Origin of the sequence: Escherichia sp. E14V7 (assembly GCF_004212225.1) — a bacterium.
GTDB lineage: Bacteria > Pseudomonadota > Gammaproteobacteria > Enterobacterales > Enterobacteriaceae > Escherichia.
Genome location: NZ_RHJJ01000020.1, coordinates 1 through 18,614, shown reverse-complemented (window position 1 = coordinate 18,614; position 18,614 = coordinate 1). Strand labels below are relative to the sequence as shown.

At 50.8% G+C, this 18,614-nt stretch carries 14 protein-coding genes and 2 pseudogenes; 12 read left to right on the top strand and 4 right to left on the bottom strand.

Annotated elements, in window-relative coordinates; all coding sequences use genetic code 11:
* The first annotated feature begins 340 nt into the window (after window positions 1–340).
* Window positions 341–4,342 carry an autotransporter adhesin EhaA gene (gene ehaA / locus D9741_RS20550; RefSeq protein WP_130218346.1) on the top strand — a complete coding sequence of 1,334 codons (4,002 nt, stop codon included), beginning with the start codon at window positions 341–343 and terminating at the stop codon, window positions 4,340–4,342.
* Window positions 4,343–4,481: 139 nt separating this feature from the next.
* Window positions 4,482–5,570, top strand: a complete 1,089-nt coding sequence (locus tag D9741_RS20545; RefSeq protein WP_130209778.1) for an EAL domain-containing protein — start codon at window positions 4,482–4,484, stop codon at window positions 5,568–5,570.
* Window positions 5,571–5,611: 41 nt separating this feature from the next.
* On the opposite strand, the gene D9741_RS20540 is transcribed toward D9741_RS20545, so the two are convergent.
* Together D9741_RS20540 and D9741_RS20535 are read right to left on the bottom strand one after the other, a co-directional pair.
* On the bottom strand, window positions 5,612–6,544 hold the full coding sequence (locus D9741_RS20540; protein WP_063069923.1) for a LysR substrate-binding domain-containing protein: 933 nt from the start codon (window positions 6,542–6,544) through the stop codon (window positions 5,612–5,614).
* 91 nt (window positions 6,545–6,635) lie between these two features.
* Entirely contained in the window at window positions 6,636–7,133 is a 498-nt protein-coding gene (locus tag D9741_RS20535) for a DUF1097 domain-containing protein (protein ID WP_130209780.1), read from the bottom strand.
* 257 nt (window positions 7,134–7,390) lie between these two features.
* On the opposite strand from D9741_RS20535, the gene D9741_RS20530 reads away from it, so the two are divergent.
* From D9741_RS20530 to yahK, 10 genes and pseudogenes are all read left to right on the top strand, one after another.
* The gene (locus D9741_RS20530; RefSeq protein ID WP_130218344.1) at window positions 7,391–7,996 is read left to right on the top strand and encodes an ankyrin repeat domain-containing protein; all 606 of its coding nucleotides are present in this window, start codon (window positions 7,391–7,393) and stop codon (window positions 7,994–7,996) included.
* A gap of 39 nt (window positions 7,997–8,035) precedes the next feature.
* Complete coding sequence (locus D9741_RS20525) at window positions 8,036–8,899, top strand: DUF2877 domain-containing protein (protein ID WP_130218333.1); 864 nt, start codon at window positions 8,036–8,038, stop codon at window positions 8,897–8,899.
* On the top strand, window positions 8,889–10,436 hold the full coding sequence (gene fdrA / locus D9741_RS20520) for an acyl-CoA synthetase FdrA (RefSeq protein WP_130218331.1): 1,548 nt from the start codon (window positions 8,889–8,891) through the stop codon (window positions 10,434–10,436). The genes D9741_RS20525 and fdrA overlap by 11 nt, the downstream gene beginning before the upstream one ends.
* On the top strand, window positions 10,436–11,854 hold the full coding sequence (locus D9741_RS20515; RefSeq protein WP_130218329.1) for a DUF1116 domain-containing protein: 1,419 nt from the start codon (window positions 10,436–10,438) through the stop codon (window positions 11,852–11,854). Before fdrA ends, D9741_RS20515 begins: the two co-directional genes overlap by 1 nt.
* Before the next feature lie 25 nt (window positions 11,855–11,879).
* Window positions 11,880–12,199, top strand: a pseudogene (locus tag D9741_RS23815) (hypothetical protein).
* 75 nt (window positions 12,200–12,274) lie between these two features.
* Window positions 12,275–13,225: a carbamate kinase family protein gene (locus tag D9741_RS20505; protein WP_130218325.1), complete on the top strand. Its 951-nt coding sequence runs from the start codon at window positions 12,275–12,277 to the stop codon at window positions 13,223–13,225.
* A gap of 9 nt (window positions 13,226–13,234) precedes the next feature.
* Window positions 13,235–14,617 (top strand): amidohydrolase family protein, encoded by a 1,383-nt coding sequence (locus D9741_RS20500; protein ID WP_130218323.1) that lies wholly within the window; start codon window positions 13,235–13,237, stop codon window positions 14,615–14,617.
* 319 nt (window positions 14,618–14,936) lie between these two features.
* A complete protein-coding gene (locus D9741_RS20495) occupies window positions 14,937–15,347 on the top strand; it encodes an ASCH domain-containing protein (protein WP_130218321.1) in 411 nt (136 codons plus the stop codon).
* 89 nt (window positions 15,348–15,436) lie between these two features.
* A pseudogene (locus tag D9741_RS23660) lies at window positions 15,437–15,511 on the top strand (hypothetical protein); the annotation flags it as partial.
* Between the two features lie 86 nt (window positions 15,512–15,597).
* On the top strand, window positions 15,598–16,647 hold the full coding sequence (gene yahK / locus D9741_RS20490) for an NADPH-dependent aldehyde reductase YahK (protein WP_130218319.1): 1,050 nt from the start codon (window positions 15,598–15,600) through the stop codon (window positions 16,645–16,647).
* A gap of 400 nt (window positions 16,648–17,047) precedes the next feature.
* Here yahK and D9741_RS20485 read toward each other — a convergent pair whose 3' ends face one another.
* Window positions 17,048–17,680 carry a LysE family transporter gene (locus D9741_RS20485; RefSeq protein WP_130218317.1) on the bottom strand — a complete coding sequence of 211 codons (633 nt, stop codon included), beginning with the start codon at window positions 17,678–17,680 and terminating at the stop codon, window positions 17,048–17,050.
* Window positions 17,681–17,813: 133 nt separating this feature from the next.
* On the bottom strand, window positions 17,814–18,614 hold an 801-nt coding region (locus D9741_RS20480; RefSeq protein ID WP_130238357.1), incomplete at its 5' end, for an autotransporter outer membrane beta-barrel domain-containing protein.

Below are 18,614 nucleotides of genomic sequence, written 5' to 3'. Positions count from 1 at the left end.
TAATTAGAGTTATCACTTTCGTTGGTTATATATTATGGGTGTAATGCCTGCTTCTTGTTTATATTTTGAGTTGATTTGAGCTTTCAGATACATATAATGCGCATATGTTTGAGACTGGGTGCTAATGTAAGGGTAAAGTTAAGATTGTTAATTTGAAATAGGTGTCCGGTAGTAAGTTAATCTATTATTACTCTCTGAACTGCATACCCAGGTATGTGGTTATCAATGTTATGCGATTTTTTTGAATTTATATATGCCATGAGCAGCAACCGGGATGGCATTTTATGCGTTGCTGTTTATGCAATCTTGGTTTTATTTGGATGTATTGCTGGAGATTGTGATGAATAAAATATATCGGCTAAAGTGGAACAGGTCCCGTAACTGTTGGAGCGTCTGCTCTGAACTGGGAAGCAAAATAAAAGGCAAAAAATCCCGGGCTGTTTTAATTAGCGCGATAAGTTTATATTCATCTCTGGCGTTCGCTGATAATGTCATCGTAAACCAGGATGCGACTATTGATTTTGGCAAAGAGAACAAGAGCATTGATTACCATATTACGGTGACCAATAATGCTAATCTGGTTATCAATGCGACAGACTCTTCTCGTCCACGTCTGACTCTCGCTTCTGGTGGTGGGCTGGATATCACCGGAGGGAAGGTGCGTATCAATGGCCCACTTAACTTTTTGTTAAAAGGGACGGGGTTTCTGAACGTCTCCAATGCCGGCAGTGAGTTATATGCTGATGATTTATATGAGTCTTACTCTAATATTACCCACGATAGAGGCTATTTTAACGTCTCCAACGGCGGCAAAATCCATGTTAAGGGCACCAGTCGTCTGACCTATTTGCAGGGAAATGTCAGTGGTGAAGGCAGCCAGGTAAATTCTAAAACCTTCTTTATGGGCGTTTACGGCAGTTACGGTGGTAATCAGTACCTGTCAGTTAATAACGGCGGTGAAGTTAATGCCAGTGAGAAAATTAGCCTGGGCTATTATGATCAAGTCTCCGATACAACACTTGCTGTTTCAGAAGGTGGTAAAATTTCTGCGCCGACTATTAGTTTAAGCACCAACTCTGAGTTGGCGTTAGGTGCACAGCAAGGGAGTGATGCGAAAGCAGCAGGGATTATTGATGCCGAAAAAATTGAGTTTGTGTGGGCAAAGACATCCGAGAAGAAAATCACCTTAAACCACACGGATAAAAATGCGACTATTTCCGCGGATATTGTCAGTGGCAGCGATGGCCTGGGTTACATCAATGCGCTCAATGGCACGACTTACTTAACCGGTGATAACTCTGCCTTTAGCGGCAAAGTAACGATTGAGAAAAATGGGGCGTTGGGGATCACCCAAAATATAGGCACTGCAGATATCACCAACCGCGGGAAATTACACCTGAAGGCTGAGGATAGCATGACCTTTGCCAATAAGATCTCCGGCAACGGTACAATAAGTATCGACAGTGGGACGGTGGAGTTGACCGGCAATAACTATGCATTCAGCGGATATATTGATGTTGCTTCCGATGCTGTCGCGGTTATTTCTGAAGAAAAAAACATTGGCAACGCGGATCTGGATGTTGATGGCAAATTGCAAATTAATGCCAACAAAGATTGGGTATTTGATAACGATCTTGAAGGTAAAGGCATTGTTGAAATAAACATGGGGAATCACGAATTCTCCTTCGATGATTTTGCTTATACAGACTGGTTCCAGGGTTCACTGGCGTTCCAGAACACGACATTTAACCTGGAAAAGAATGCTGAGTTTCTGCAGAGAGGCGGGATCACTGCGGGTCAGGGAAGCCTGGTAACGGTGGGTAAGGGCGCTCACTCCATTAACACTTTGGGATTCTCCGGCGGAACCGTTGATTTTGGTGCCCTGACAGCAGATGCACAGATGACAGAAGGGACGGTCAACGTTAGTAAAACGCTGGATTTGCGCGGCGAGGGTGTGATTCAGGTTTCTGACAGTGACGTTGTCCGCTCAGTATCTCGTGATATTGACTCCGCGTTATCGCTTACTGAAGTTGATGATGGTAACAGCGCAATCAAACTGGTTGATGCGCAAGGTGCGGAAGTTCTGGGCGATGCGGGCAATCTGCAATTGCAGGATAAAAATGGGCAAATCCTCTCCAGCAGCGCCCAACGTGATATTCAGCAGAATGGGAAAAAAGCCGCCGTCGGCACTTACGACTATCGTCTGACGAGTGGGGTAAACAATGACGGTCTGTATATCGGTTACGGCCTGACCCAGCTTGATTTACACGCTACCGACAGCGATGCTCTGGTGCTGAGCTCTAACGGTAAAAGCGAGAATGCCGCCGATCTCAGCGCAAAGATTACCGGCAGTGGTGACCTGGCATTCAGCAGCCAGAAAGGTCAGACCGTATCGCTTTCTAACAAAGACAACGACTATACCGGTATTACCGATCTGCGCAGCGGGACGCTCTTGTTGAATAACGATAACGTGTTGGGGAATACCCGTGAACTGCGTCTGGCGGCAGAGACTGAACTGGATATGAATGGTCACAGCCAGACCGTGGATACGCTCAATGGGAGCGCCGATTCGCTGCTGAACTTAAACGGCGGCAGCCTGACTCTTGCCAACGGGGGGACTTCAGCCGGTTCGTTAACGGGTAACGGGGAGCTGAATATTCAGGACGGCACGCTGGACCTTGCGGGCGATAACAGCAACCTGACGGCTAATATGAATATTGCTAGCTCGGCTAATGTTCTGGTAAGTCATGCACAGGGATTGGGTAGCGCAAATGTTGAGAACAACGGTACCCTGGTGTTGAATAATAGCGCTGAAAAAAGAGCGGCTGTGCCTGTGAATTACACCCTTGGCGGCAACCTGACTAACAACGGTACGCTGATGACCGGAGAGTCTGGACAGCAAGCGGGCAACGCGTTAGTGGTGAAGGGGAACTACCATGGTGATAACGGCCGACTGGTGATGAATACGGCACTGAATGGCGATGATTCAGTCACGGATAAACTGGTTGTTGAGGGCGATACCAGCGGCACGACCTCCGTTACGGTGAATAACGCTGGTGGTACAGGTGCTAAAACGCTTAACGGCATTGAACTTATCCATGTTGATGGTAAGTCTGAGGGGGAATTTGTTCAGGCGGGGCGTATCGTTGCGGGCGCGTATGACTACACTCTCGCGCGTGGTAAGGGGGCAAACAGCGGAAACTGGTATCTGACCAGTGGTGGTGATTCAGCTGAACCGCAACCGGAGCCAGAGCCGATGCCGAACCCGGAGCCAAATCCGGAGCCGGAGCCAACCCCGAATCCAGAGCCGACCCCTAACCCGACACCTACGCCGGGTCCGGATCTGAATGTGGATAATGACCTGCGACCGGAGGCGGGTAGCTACATCGCGAACCTTGCAGCAGCGAATACCATGTTCACCACGCGTCTGCATGAGCGTCTGGGTAATACGTACTATACCGACATGGTGACGGGTGAGCAGAAACAAACCACTATGTGGATGCGCCATGAAGGTGGTCATAATAAATGGCGCGATGGCAGCGGCCAGCTGAAAACCCAAAGCAATCGCTATGTTCTGCAACTGGGAGGTGATATCGCGCAGTGGAGCCAAAACGGCAGCGACCGCTGGCATGTTGGGGTCATGGCGGGATATGGCAACAGCGACAGCAAAACCATTTCCTCGCGAACCGGTTATCGTGCAAAAGCGAGTGTGAACGGATATAGCACCGGCCTGTATGCCACCTGGTATGCCGATGACGAATCGCATAATGGCGCGTATCTCGACAGTTGGGCGCAGTACAGCTGGTTTGATAACACAGTGAAAGGTGATGATTTACAAAGTGAATCCTATAAATCAAAAGGATTTACCGCTTCACTGGAAGCTGGATACAAACACAAATTAGCTGAATTTAATGGCAGCCAGGGAACGCGTAATGAATGGTATGTTCAGCCACAAGCACAGGTTACCTGGATGGGAGTCAAAGCCGATAAGCACCGCGAAAGCAACGGAACCCTCGTTCATAGCAACGGTGATGGCAACATTCAGACTCGACTTGGTGTAAAAACCTGGCTGAAGAGTCATCATAAAATGGACGACGGTAAATCCCGCGAGTTCCAGCCGTTTGTAGAAGTGAACTGGCTGCATAACAGTAAGGATTTCAGCACCAGCATGGATGGCGTGTCAGTCACTCAGGATGGAGCCCGAAATATTGCCGAGATAAAAACGGGTGTGGAAGGACAGCTAAATGCCAACCTGAATGTCTGGGGAAATGTGGGCGTTCAGGTTGCCGATAAGGGATATAATGACACCTCTGCAATGATTGGCGTTAAGTGGCAATTCTGATCTGAATAATAAGTAAAAGGAGAGAGCCGAATGGGTGCTAATTCGGCTCTCTGTGTCATTTTCTTGCAGCCAGCTTTTCCTGCCAGAGTGAAGACAAGCAGATTAAGCTGGCGCACAAGATTTAATCAAGGTGTGTTCAATGGCTTCGCATGATTTGAGTGTTTTTTTGGAAGAGTTCGGCGCAACGGTGAATTTGACGTTGCCTGGTATTGTGTCCGAAAAAGAACGGCTTTTACTCAAGCTGCTAATGGAGGGGATGTCGGTTACAGAAATCTCACAGTACAGAAATCGCAGTGCAAAGACAATTTCACATCAAAAGAAGCAGTTGTATGAGAAATTAGGCATCCAGAGTGATATTACCTTCTGGCGGGATATCTTTTTTCAGTATCACCCGCAGGTAACCACTGCCACGGGAAATAAAAATAAAATTTATCTTCCTGACAACCGTTGTCACCATATTGTCACACCTGAAGCCATCAGTCTGGCGCTGGAAAACCATGAATTCAAACCATGGATCCAACCGGTATTTTGTGCTCAGACAGGAGTACTGACAGGTTGTGAAGTGCTTGTTCGCTGGGAACATCCGCAAACGGGAATCATCCCGCCGGATCAATTTATTCCTCTGGCGGAGTCATCTGGTCTTATCGTCATAATGACCCGCCAGTTGATGAAACAGACTGCGGATATTCTGATGCCGGTAAAACATTTGCTGCCGGACAACTTCCATATTGGTATCAACGTCTCGGCGGGCTGTTTTTTGGCTGCGGGATTTGAAAAAGAGTGTCTGAACCTGGTTAAGAAATTAGGTAACGATAAAATCAAGCTGGTTCTTGAGTTGACGGAACGTAATCCTATTCCGGTAACGCCAGAAGCCAGAGCGATATTTGATAGCCTTCATCAGCACAATATTACCTTTGCGCTGGATGACTTTGGTACGGGTTATGCGACCTATCGTTACTTGCAGGCGTTCCCGGTCGATTTTATTAAGATCGATAAGTCATTTGTGCAAATGGCGAGCGTGGACGAAATCTCCGGTCATATTGTCGACAATATTGTCGAACTGGCGCGTAAGCCTGGTCTGAGTATCGTAGCGGAAGGGGTAGAAACCCAGGAGCAGGCGGATTTAATGATCGGTAAAGGCGTTCACTTTTTGCAGGGCTATTTGTACTCCCCGCCAGTTCCGGGTAATAAATTTATCTCTGAATGGGTAATGAAAGCAGGTGGTTGATGTAAACCGCTATTCACAGCGCATCGGGAGGTTGGCAGCGATTAATTCTCCCGATGCAGTAAATCCTGATAGATCCCCGTTAATATGCCATTTGGCGCAAATTGTTTTTTAATCCACTGCGTCACCTGACCCGTAGCAGAATGCTGAGTCGCCAGTAACATGCGCGAATCCTGGCGCGGATTATGGATTTGTCGGGTAACCAGCAGGGATTGCGTCATCGCCTCACGGACCATGTAATCCGGCAAAAAACCAATTCCTTCACCTAAAATCTGGCACTGACATTTGGTGTTGAAATCTGGCACCAGAATTGACTCCTGCCCGTGCAGCAACCAGCCCACTTTTTTATTAATCGTATGCGCGGTGTCCTCCACCATAATATTAGGGTAGAGACGCAGTTGGCTTTCGGCGATCGGTTCCGGCACAAAGGCTAACGGGTGATCCGGCGCGATAGCAAAAGCCCAGCGAATCGCGCCAATTTCAGTGTAATCAATACCGCCGCCGTCCAGTAGTGTATCGGGTGCGCCGATGGCGATATTTGCCTGATTATTAATAATTGCATCCCAGACGCCGTTATATACTTCGGTCGTCACGGTAATCTGGCAGGTAGGAAACTGCTTTTTCAGCACCTGTAATAAGCGTGCGGTGTGTTTGGGCGTATAAAGCAGCTGATTAATACAAATGCGCACACGCGCTTCTATGCCCTGCGAAATAGTATCGATACTGCGTTTAATGGCGTGAAAATCATTCAGCAGGTCGGTAGCTTTGCGGAAAAAATAACGCCCGGACTCGGTTAACTCAATGCTGCGGGTGTTGCGAGTGAACAGCACCACATCCAGCCCCGTCTCCATACGCTTGATGGTGTAGCTAATGGCGGAAGTGGTTAAACCCAACTCTTCTGCGGCTTTACTGAAGCTGCCAAAACGCGCAGCGGTAGTAAATGCCAACAGATTCTCTTCGGTAAAAATTGAGTTCATTAAACCATTCCCGCCATTATCTACTATGAATTTCTCCAGCTATGACTGTAGAGGTATCGGTTAAAGATAGATAATCATTTTTGAATAACTTTTAATACCCGTCGCGTTTAGTCGTCGCTTCGCTTAATTTTTGTCCGCCATATTCTGAAATTATCCCCACGCAGTTACCCGCCAGAAAACCCAGTAACGTCACCGTCCAGTTCATCCCGCTGGCAAAAAACAGCGTCATGCCGAGAAAGCCACCGGGAATAAATGACAGTAACCAGAAACGCCCTTGCCAGACCACCACCGCCGAGAAGGGTACGGTAGTAATTACGCTCGCCCAGAACGCGGACAGTCCACTTACAGAGGCCAGCCAACCGGCAGCCAGTGCGGCGAAAAACGCCCACACCATCCCGGAATAATTAACCGCCAGACTTCTGATAAACCCCGATTTACCGCCGCCTGCGGCATAAAAACTGCAAAAGGCGACGAACCCAATCGTACCTAATAATTCCCATCCCTGAGAGAGCCCGACATGTGAAGACACTAACTGCCAAAGCCCTGCACAAACACCGACGGTTATACCCGTTGCAGTGAGTCCGTTCATCTTGTTCCCCTCTGGTTAGACATGGACGAAAGCTGCGCTTACATGTGCAGACTATAGAGAAATAAAACCTGATTGAGTGAAAGGGTATCGGGTCAAAGAAACAAATATTGCACTACCGCACACTGCGAAAAGATTGTTGAACATCATTCAACAAAAAGGCGAAATACGGCGAATTAAATTTAAGCGGGTTCTTTTATCAGATTATCGTTGCTATTCTCAATTCATCGAAAACAGCCACAAAAACCAGGGGAATGTGAATGACGATAAAAAATCTACATGCCGACTATTTATTGGCTGCACAACAGGGCGATATCGATAAAGTAAAAACCTGTCTTGCGCTGGGTGTCGATATTAATACCTGCGATCGCCAGGGGAAAACGGCAATTACGCTGGCAAGTTTATATCAGCAATATGCTTGCGTTCAGGCATTAATTGATGCCGGAGCGGATATTAATAAACAAGACCTGACATGTTTAAATCCTTTTTTAATGAGCTGCCTGAACGGTGATTTAACGCTGCTACGAATTATTTTACCGGCTAAACCAGACCTTAATTGCGTCACCCGTTTCGGTGGTGTCGGCCTGACGCCTGCCTGTGAAAAAGGTCATTTAAGTATTGTAAAAGAGCTTTTGGCGCATACGGAGATTAACGTTAACCAGACCAACCATGTTGGCTGGACGCCGCTACTGGAAGCGATTGTGCTTAATGATGGCGGGATTAAACAGCAGGCGATTGTCCAGCTATTGCTGGAACACGGGGCCAGCCCGCACATGACGGATAAATATGGCAAAACGCCGCTGGAACTGGCGCGGGAACGGGGCTTTGAAGAGATTGCGCAGTTACTGATTGCCGCAGGCGCATAAACCGGGAGGCTGGCTATCAACACACCAGAAAGACGGTGTGTGTGGGCGCTAACTGCGGATGCAGATTTTCTGGCGCAGCGGGGGCAAGGACAGGTTGAACAGGTCTTTGCCAGAGCGGTAAATATCGCACTCCCGGCCTGCCACCAGTTGCTGACGCTGCTTTGTGAAGAGTACGACAATGCGCCAAACAGTTGTCGGTTGGCACTCACTCACTTTGATGGTCTGTTCCGGCATGGTGATAAGGTTCAGTTTGACGATCAAGGCATTACGGTTGGTCAACATCTTCATATAGAGATGAGTCGTTGTCGGCGTTGGCTGTCCCCAACCTTGCAAATGACCGCTGTGAATTTTCACCTTATCGCCTGGCAACAGTGGCACGACATTATTCATCAGCACCTGGGGGAAAATGAAACCCTGTTTAATTATCGCGGCGATAATCCGTTTTATCAGGCGTTAAATAAAGAACTACATATTAAACGACAAGCAGTTATTCAGGCCGTAAACGAAAAACAAAATATCGCCGCAGCGGTCGCCAGTATGATGGGCTTAGGGATTGGCCTTACGCCATCAGCTGACGATTATTTAACAGGACTGGCGCTTATTTTATTTATATCCGGGCATCCGGCGGAAAAATACAAAGAGGAATTTTATCTCGGTCTGCAACGCGGCAAAAATAATACCACGTTATTAAGTGCCATAACGCTGGAAGCCGCATTACAACAGCGCTGCCGGGAAAATATTCATCGCTTTATTCACAACATTATTTATGACATCCCTGGGAACGCAACTCAGGCAATAGAAAAAATTAAACATATTGGCTCCAGTTCCGGCTGCGACATGCTGTACGGCATGGCCGATGGTTGTGCGCTGAGCCAAACCTACGGAGGGAATTATGTCAGTTAAAATAGTCATTAAACCGAATACCTATTTTGATTCTGTCTCGCTGATGTCTATCTCCACGCGTGCAAATAAACTCGACGGCGTCGAGCAGGCATTTGTGGCGATGGCGACCGAAATGAACAAAGGCGTGTTGAAGAATTTAGGACTGCTGACGCCGGAGCTGGAACAGGCGAAAAACGGCGACCTGATGATTGTCATCAACGGTAAAGCGGGCGCGGACAACGAGCAGTTGCTGGTGGAGATTGAAGAGCTGTTCAACACCAAAGCACAAAGCGGCTCGCACGAGGCGCGTTACGCCACTATTGCCAGCGCCAAAAAGCATATCCCGGAAAGTAACCTGGCGGTGATTTCGGTCAACGGCCTGTTTGCCGCGCGCGAAGCGCGTCAGGCGCTGCAAAACGATCTTAACGTGATGTTGTTTTCCGATAACGTCTCAGTTGAAGATGAACTGGCGCTCAAACAGTTGGCCCACGAAAAAGGGCTGCTGATGATGGGGCCAGACTGCGGCACGGCGATTATTAACGGCGCGGCGCTCTGTTTTGGTAACGCCGTGCGTCGTGGCAACATCGGTATTGTTGGCGCATCTGGCACCGGCAGCCAGGAACTGAGCGTCCGTATCCATGAATTTGGCGGCGGCGTTTCGCAACTGATTGGCACCGGCGGGCGCGACCTGAGCGAGAAAATCGGCGGCCTGATGATGCTCGACGCTATCGGGATGCTGGAAAACGATCCGCAAACTGAAATCATTGTGCTTATCTCCAAACCGCCCGCGCCTGCGGTGGCCCGCAAAGTGCTGGAACGCGCACGCGCCTGCCGCAAGCCGGTGGTGGTCTGCTTCCTCGGTCGTGGCGAAACGCCAGTGGATGAGCAGGGGCTACAGTTTGCTCGCGGCACCAAAGAAGCGGCGCTGAAAGCGGTAATGCTCTCCGGCGTGAAACAAGAACATCTCGACCTGCATACCCTGAACCAGCCGTTGATTGCTGACGTGCGCGCTCGCCTGAAGCCGCAACAGAAATACATTCGTGGCCTGTTCTGCGGCGGTACGCTGTGCGACGAAACCATGTTCGCGGTGATGGAAAAACATGGCGATGTCTACAGCAACATTCAGCCCGATCCTGAATTCCGCCTGAAAGATATCAACCGCAGCATCAAACACACCTTCCTCGACTTTGGCGATGACGACTTCACCAACGGCAAGCCGCATCCAATGATTGACCCCACCAACCGCATCAGCCGCTTGATCGAAGAAGCGCGCGATCCAGAAGTGGCGGTGATCGTGATGGATTTTGTGCTCGGATTTGGATCGCATGAAGATCCGGTCGGCTCCACCCTCGAGGCGATCAAAGAAGCGAAAGCGATCGCCGCAGCCGAAGGACGCGAGTTGATCATTCTCGCCTATGTGCTGGGTACCGATCTCGATACGCCATCGTTAGAACAACAAAGCCAGATGCTGCTTGATGCCGGAGTGATTCTGGCGAGCAGCAGCACCAATACCGGATTGCTGGCGCGTGAATTTATCTGCAAAGGGGAGGAAGCCTGATGAGCCAGTCACTGTTTAGCCAACCATTGAACGTTATTAACGTCGGCATCGCCATGTTTAGCGATGACCTGAAAAAGCAGCATGTAGAAGTGACTCAACTCGACTGGACGCCGCCGGGGCAGGGCAATATGCAGGTGGTGCAGGCGCTGGATAACATTGCCGATTCGCCGCTGGCAGACAAAATCGCCGCCGCTAACCAGCAGGCGCTGGAACGCATTATCCAGTCGCATCCGGTGCTGATTGGTTTTGATCAGGCGATTAACGTGGTGCCGGGCATGACGGCGAAAACCATTCTTCACGCCGGGCCACCAGTGACCTGGGAAAAAATGTGCGGCGCGATGAAAGGCGCGGTCACCGGGGCGCTGGTGTTTGAAGGGCTGGCGAAAGATCTCGACGAGGCGGCTGACCTGGCGGCTTCCGGGGAGATCACCTTCTCGCCGTGCCACGAACACGACTGCGTGGGTTCGATGGCGGGTGTTACCTCGGCCTCGATGTTTATGCACATCGTGAAAAACAAAACCTACGGCAACATCGCTTATACCAATATGAGCGAGCAGATGGCGAAGATTTTGCGTATGGGCGCTAACGACCAGAGCGTGATTGACCGCCTGAACTGGATGCGCGATGTGCAGGGGCCAATGCTGCGCGACGCGATGAAAATTATCGGCGAGATCGATCTGCGCTTGATGCTGGCGCAAGCGCTGCATATGGGCGATGAATGCCATAACCGCAATAATGCCGGGACGACGCTGCTGATTCAGGCGCTGACGCCGGGGATTATTCAGGCAGGTTATTCCGTCGAACAACAGCGTGAAGTGTTTGAGTTTGTCGCCAGCAGCGATTACTTCTCCGGCCCGACGTGGATGGCGATGTGTAAAGCGGCGATGGATGCGGCGCACGGCATCGAATACAGCACCGTGGTGACCACCATGGCGCGTAACGGCGTCGAGTTCGGCCTGCGGGTCAGCGGCCTGCCGGGGCAATGGTTTACCGGCCCAGCGCAGCAGGTCATCGGCCCGATGTTTGCCGGTTATAAGCCGGAAGATTCGGGGCTGGATATCGGCGACAGCGCCATCACTGAAACCTACGGCATTGGCGGATTTGCTATGGCGACCGCGCCCGCAATCGTCGCGCTGGTGGGCGGTACGGTGGAAGAAGCTATCGATTTCTCCCGTCAGATGCGCGAAATCACCCTTGGCGAAAACCCCAACGTCACCATTCCGCTGCTCGGTTTTATGGGCGTGCCGTCGGCAATCGATATCACCCGCGTGGGCAGCAGCGGCATTCTGCCGGTGATCAACACCGCCATTGCCCATAAAGATGCGGGCGTCGGCATGATTGGCGCGGGCATTGTGCATCCACCATTCGCCTGCTTCGAGAAAGCCATTCTTGGCTGGTGCGAACGTTACGGCGTCTGACTTACATGTCTATGCCGGATGCGGCGTGAACGCCTTATCCGGCCTACGAATGGCCCGAGAATTGTAGGCCTGATAAGCGTAGCGCATCAGGCATTTGTCACGATTGCCGGATGCGGCGTGGACGCCTTATCCGGCCTACGAATGGCCCGAGAATTTGTAGGCCTGATAAGCGTAGCGCATCAGGCATTTGTCACCACTGTCGGATGCGGCGTGAACGCCTTATCCGACCTACGGATGGCGCAAGAGTCTGTAGGCCTGATAAGCGTAGCGCATCAGGCATTTGTCACCACTGCCGGATGCGGCGTGAACGCCTTATCCGGCCTACGAATGGCGCAAGAATTGTAGGCCTGATAAGCGTAGCGCATCAGGCAATTTGGCGTTGGTCATAACCTCATCACCCTCTGTAGCGGACATAACAACATGAAAGAACTTGTGGTCGTTGCCATTGGTGGCAACAGCATTATCAAAGATAACGCCAGCCAGTCGATTGAGCATCAGGCGGAGGCGGTGAAAGCCGTGGCCGATACGGTGCTGGAAATGCTGGCTTCCGATTACGACATTGTGCTGACCCACGGCAACGGGCCGCAGGTCGGGCTGGATTTACGCCGTGCGGAGATTGCCCACGAGCGCGAAGGGCTGCCCTTAACGCCGCTGGCGAACTGTGTGGCGGATACGCAAGGCGGCATTGGCTATCTGATCCAACAGGCGTTGAACAACCGACTGGCGCGTCACGGCGAGAAAAAAGCCGTCACCGTGGTGACTCAGGTGGAAGTGGATAAAAACGATCCGGGTTTTGCTCATCCCACCAAGCCCATCGGCGCATTCTTCAGTGAAAGCCAGCGTGACGAACTACAAAAGGCAAACCCTGACTGGCGTTTTGTTGAAGATGCCGGACGGGGCTATCGCCGCGTAGTCGCCTCGCCGGAACCGAAACGTATTGTCGAAGCGCCTGCCATTAAGGCGCTTATCCAACAAGGCTTTGTGGTGATTGGCGCGGGCGGCGGCGGAATTCCGGTGGTGCGCAGCGGAGCGGGGGATTACCAAAGCGTGGACGCGGTTATCGACAAAGACCTCTCCACCGCGCTACTGGCTCGCGAAATTCACGCCGACATTCTGGTGATCACCACTGGCGTGGAAAAAGTGTGTATTCACTTTGGCAAGCCGCAGCAGCAGGCGCTCGATCGGGTGGATATTGCCACCATGACCCGCTATATGCAGGAAGGGCATTTCCCGCCCGGCAGCATGTTGCCAAAAATCATCGCCAGCCTGACGTTCCTGGAACAGGGCGGCAAAGAAGTGATTATCACCACGCCGGAATGCCTGCCTGCGGCGCTGCGCGGGGAAACGGGCACCCATATTATTAAAACGTAAGGACGTAAGATGAAAGAAAGCAATAGCCGTCGTGAGTTTTTGAGCCAGAGCAGTAAGATGGTCACCGCCGCCGCGCTGTTCGGTACCTCTGTGCCGCTCGCCCATGCGGCGGTAGCTGGCACCCTAAACTGCGAAGCGAACAACACCATGAAAATCACTGACCCGCATTACTATCTCGATAACGTGTTGCTGGAAACTGGATTTGACTACGAAAATGGCGTGGCGGTGCAGACCCGCACGGCGCGCCAGACCGTGGAGATTCAGGACGGCAAAATTGTTGCCCTGCGCGAGAACAAGCAGCATCCGGACGCCACGCTGCCGCACTATGACGCTGGCGGTAAGTTGATGCTGCCCACCACCCGCGACATGCATATTCATCTCGACAAAACCTTTTACGGCGGGCCGTGGCGCTCGCTCAATCGCCCGGCAGGCACCACCATCCAGGACATGATCAAACTCGAGCAAAAAATGCTGCCGGAGTTGCAACCGTACACTCAGGAGCGGGCAGAAAAGCTGATCGATTTATTACAGTCGAAAGGCACCACCATTGCCCGCAGCCACTGCAATATCGAACCGGTTTCCGGCCTGAAAAATCTGCAAAATTTGCAGGCGGTGCTGGCGCGACGTCAGGCGGGCTTCGAGTGTGAAATCGTCGCCTTCCCGCAGCACGGTTTGCTGCTGTCGAAATCGGAACCCTTAATGCGCGAAGCGATGCAGGCAGGGGCGCATTACGTCGGCGGGCTGGACCCAACAAGTGTTGATGGCGCGATGGAAAAATCCCTCGATACTATGTTCCAGATTGCGCTGGACTACGACAAAGGCGTCGATATTCACCTGCACGAAACCACTCCGGCGGGCGTGGCAGCCATCAATTATATGGTTGAAACGGTGGAGAAAACGCCACAGCTGAAAGGCAAACTGACCATCAGTCACGCCTTTGCGCTGGCAACGCTCAACGAGCAACAGGTAAATGAACTGGCGCACCGGATGGCGGCACAGCAAATTTCTATCGCCTCGACGGTGCCGATTGGCACGTTACATATGCCGCTTAAACAGCTGCACGACAAAGGTGTAAAAGTGATGACTGGCACTGACAGCGTTATCGACCACTGGTCGCCTTACGGCCTGGGCGACATGCTGGAAAAAGCCAATCTGTACGCGCAGCTCTATATTCGTCCTAACGAACAGAACCTCTCCCGTTCGCTGTTTTTAGCCACTGGCGATGTATTGCCGCTGAATGAAAAAGGCGAGCGTGTATGGCCAAAAGCGCAGGATGACGCCAGCTTTGTGCTGGTGGACGCCTCCTGTTCCGCCGAGGCGGTGGCGCGTATCTCGCCGAGAACGGCGACGTTCCATAAAGGACAGCTGGTGTGGGGGAGTGTGGCAGGTTGATACGCATTTGATGTGTTTGCAACGGTGAAAGTAAGAGATTTAAAGCCCCAGGGAGTGGGGCTATCTGAATATGAGTGTGTCGGCAGTGGTTTGCTCATGAATCATCCTGAACTTTATAATCTCCAGGCATAATTTTTAGGGGATTATTTGAGAGAAATACACAAAAAAAGAGTGTTAACAAAGATATTTATCAAGCCATAAATGTGACCTGCTTCGGATAAAAAAGATTAAGCGTAGAAAAACCAATGATACTCTTGCTGATTATTATCAAGAGTAATTATGATGTGATTTATTTTTCCATGATTGCGTAAATATTCCCATGTCCATAGAAGAAAATATTTCACAAAAATATCCTCATGCTTCCTGTTGTACTTTTGGCGATTCAGCAGCGTTGGCCGATCACCTCGCAACGTTGATTGCGACTGGTGTTAAAACTGCTTCCTGTGGTTCGCTGGCGGGATGTATTGAGGACAACGCGTTTCCGATGATTGGTGAGTATAAGATTGTGCAAAATAGCGCTGGCGAGCCTGTTTGTGTAATCAGAATTATTGGCCTGCATTTACTGCGCTTTTCTGATGTCACTGAAGAGTTTGCCCGTAAGGAAGGCGAAGGTGATCTCAGTCTTAAATATTGGCGTAATGAACACCGTCGTTTTTTCGAGGCGGAAGGAAGTTATTCGCCAGAAATGGACATTATCTTCGAAGAGTATGCCCTTATTGACGTTGTGTAGATAATTAATTTATCTGCGCCCAAAAACCAACATAAATATCGCCAGTTTTATTTATTTTGCGCTTTTACGCATGGCAAAAAACACCTCTATTGGCCCTGTGGGGAACGTTGCTGCTCTGTTTCATTCAGGTACGCGGTATGTTGGGGCTGGATCGGGCGGCTTAAATATTGGCTATATTCAATGGACGCGTTTTGCCGCGATGACATATCAGGCATCGCCAAATACACATAGCTAATCAGGAGTAAACGCAATGAAGATCAAAGCTATTGGTGCATATTCCGCTAAACAACCGCTGGAACCGATGGACATCACCCGCCGTGAACCGGGACCGCATGATGTCAAAATCGAAATCGCTTATTGTGGCGTCTGCCATTCCGATATCCACCAGGTCCGTTCGGAGTGGGCGGGGACGGTTTATCCCTGCGTGCCAGGCCATGAAATTGTGGGTCGCGTGGTGGCCGTTGGTGATCAGGTGGAAAAACATGCGCCAGGCGATCTGGTAGGCGTCGGCTGTATTGTCGACAGTTGTAAACACTGCGAAGAGTGTGAAGACGGGCTGGAAAACTATTGTGACCACATGACAGGGACCTATAACGCGCCGACGCCAGACGAGCCGGGCCATACTCTGGGCGGTTATTCGCAGCAAATTGTTGTTCATGAGCGTTACGTTTTGCGTATTCGCCACCCGCAAGAGCAGCTTGCCGCCGTTGCGCCGTTGCTGTGTGCAGGCATTACGACCTATTCACCGCTGCGCCACTGGCAGGCCGGGCCAGGTAAAAAAGTGGGCGTGGTCGGCATTGGCGGTCTGGGGCATATGGGAATCAAGCTGGCCCACGCGATGGGGGCGCATGTGGTGGCGTTTACCACTTCTGAATCAAAACGCGAAGCGGCAAAAGCCCTGGGGGCTGATGAAGTCGTTAACTCGCGTAATGCCGATGAAATGGCGGCCCATGTGAAGAGTTTCGATTTCATCTTAAATACAGTTGCTGCGCCGCATAATCTCGATGATTTTACGATTTTGCTGAAACGCGATGGCACCATGACGCTGGTTGGCGCTCCCGCAACGCCGCATAAGTCGCCGGAGGTTTTCAACCTGATCATGAAACGTCGCTCAATTGCCGGCTCGATGATTGGCGGCATTCCGGAAACCCAGGAGATGCTCGACTTCTGCGCCGAACATGGCATCGTAGCTGATATAGAGATGATTCGGGCCGATCAAATTAACGAAGCCTATGAGCGAATGTTGCGCGGCGATGTGAAATATCGCTTTGTGATTGATAATGGCACGCTAACGGACTGAAAAATTAAATATAGCGCGTAGTGCTGCATATAACGTCGCTCTCCGGCACTAAGAGAGCGACAACATTCAGCGCAGGGGCAAGAGTTCGCTGCCTGTGTAAAGTGCTCAGCCGACATAAACTCAGTGTTGCTTACTAAATGATCAACAAAGATATTTTGTGAATGTATGAGTTGACATTCATATGAAAAAAATCATAATTCCGTCATGTTCGCGTAGGGCAGTTTCTGTATCTTATGCATCGCACCAGGGCCTGACAGGAAATATGCTGTAAGGTTCGTATCAAAAAACCGCCATTAGCTCATCAGGAAGAGCAGACGACAACCAGGATTGTTGTATGGTACGGGGTTCGAGGCCTCGATGGCGGTCCAATTTCTCAATTGGGTTGGTTACAATTATCAGCTCACCGATGTGTCACTCCTTCATAAATCAGCCGTAGCGCGAAGACACCAATAATCGCACCAATAACCCGACTGGCAACGCGCTGCATACGCCCGTATGCACGACGCACGGCGGGTAAAGAAAACGCCTGACTAAGAAATACACGCCAGATAATAGATGCGAGCACAATCCCTGCCCAGGCCATAAACCGCGCCCAGGTCGGCGTTTCTGCGCTTAACGTCACTGAGAAGATACTGATAAAAAATAAAACTGTTTGTGGATTAGAGAGATCGGTAATGAGTCCACGGCGGAAAAATACATACCAGGGAGCATTAAGCGGCTGCTGTAATGCACTCATCTGTGGTGTTGATTGTCGGCGCATACTGTTCCAGGCAAACCATAAAAGATAAGCGCCGCCGACGATTTTAATGAGTGAGAATATCTCTTCACACTGGGTAATGAGCGTCGCCATCCCAAACAATCCCAACCCGGAATAGATGGCATCGCCAAGCGCCACGCCAAGCCCGGTGAGTACACCTGCACGACGGCCTGAGGCCAGGCTGGTTTGTACCACGACAAAAAGATTCGCCCCCGGATTAAAAAAGGTGATGACGAACAGTCCGACGGTCAGGTAAACGGCGTGCAAAGGGTCCATAGTGATTTCACCCATAAATAAGCTGAATTAACTTCATCATATTTATAGTAAAAATGACTGAATGCGAGCGCGATCACAAAGACCGTGGATCTCAAAAGAGTGCCACCTGTACGTGACAGGTGGCAAAGTGGCATTAAAAGAGATATTTCATGCCCAGCATTCCCTGGGTATCACTGTAACCATTGTCGCCCAACTGCTGGGCGACGTTACCCCACAGTTGCAGACGCGGAGTAAGCTGACCTTCCACCCCGACTTTTAACTCGCCTGCGTTACGCGCGCCGATGATCTCATCACTGATGCCATCCATCTTCACGCTGTAATTGCGGGAGTTATAAATCCAGTTGGCTTCCACGAAAGGCTGGAAAGAACGCTCTTTATGATCATCAATAGCATGATGACCCTGCAGATATGCTTTCACCCCCAGACGCGTTTGCAGGTTGCCTTCGGTGCTGTCCTCAACCAGCGTGCCATTGTCTTCCGTATGGTTGTCTGCCTTCACATCCATCCATGTCAGTTGCATTTTGGGCTGCAGCCAGTAGCTGGTACGCGCATCTGCACTTTCACCAAGACGGAAGGTATAACCCGCTTCAATGGCGGCGGTGATGCCGTCAGAGTGATATTTCTCACTGGGCAGATATTCGCCGGAGACGGTGTTATCAAACCAGTTATAGAGCAACCAGCTGTCAACATAAGTCCCTGTTTTGTCTGCTTCATTAGCGTACCAGGTGCCATACACGCCCACACTGTAGCCGTCGATTTGCCCACGTGAGCTGTACCCGGTCAGGCTGGAATGCGTGTGACTCTTGCTGTTGGCATAGCCAGCCATCAGGCCGAGATGCCAGCGATCGAGTGCGTTACTGCTCCATTGCGCAAGATCGCCGCCAAGTTGCAGAACATAACGGTTGCTCTGGGTACTCAGTTCATCCGAGCGATC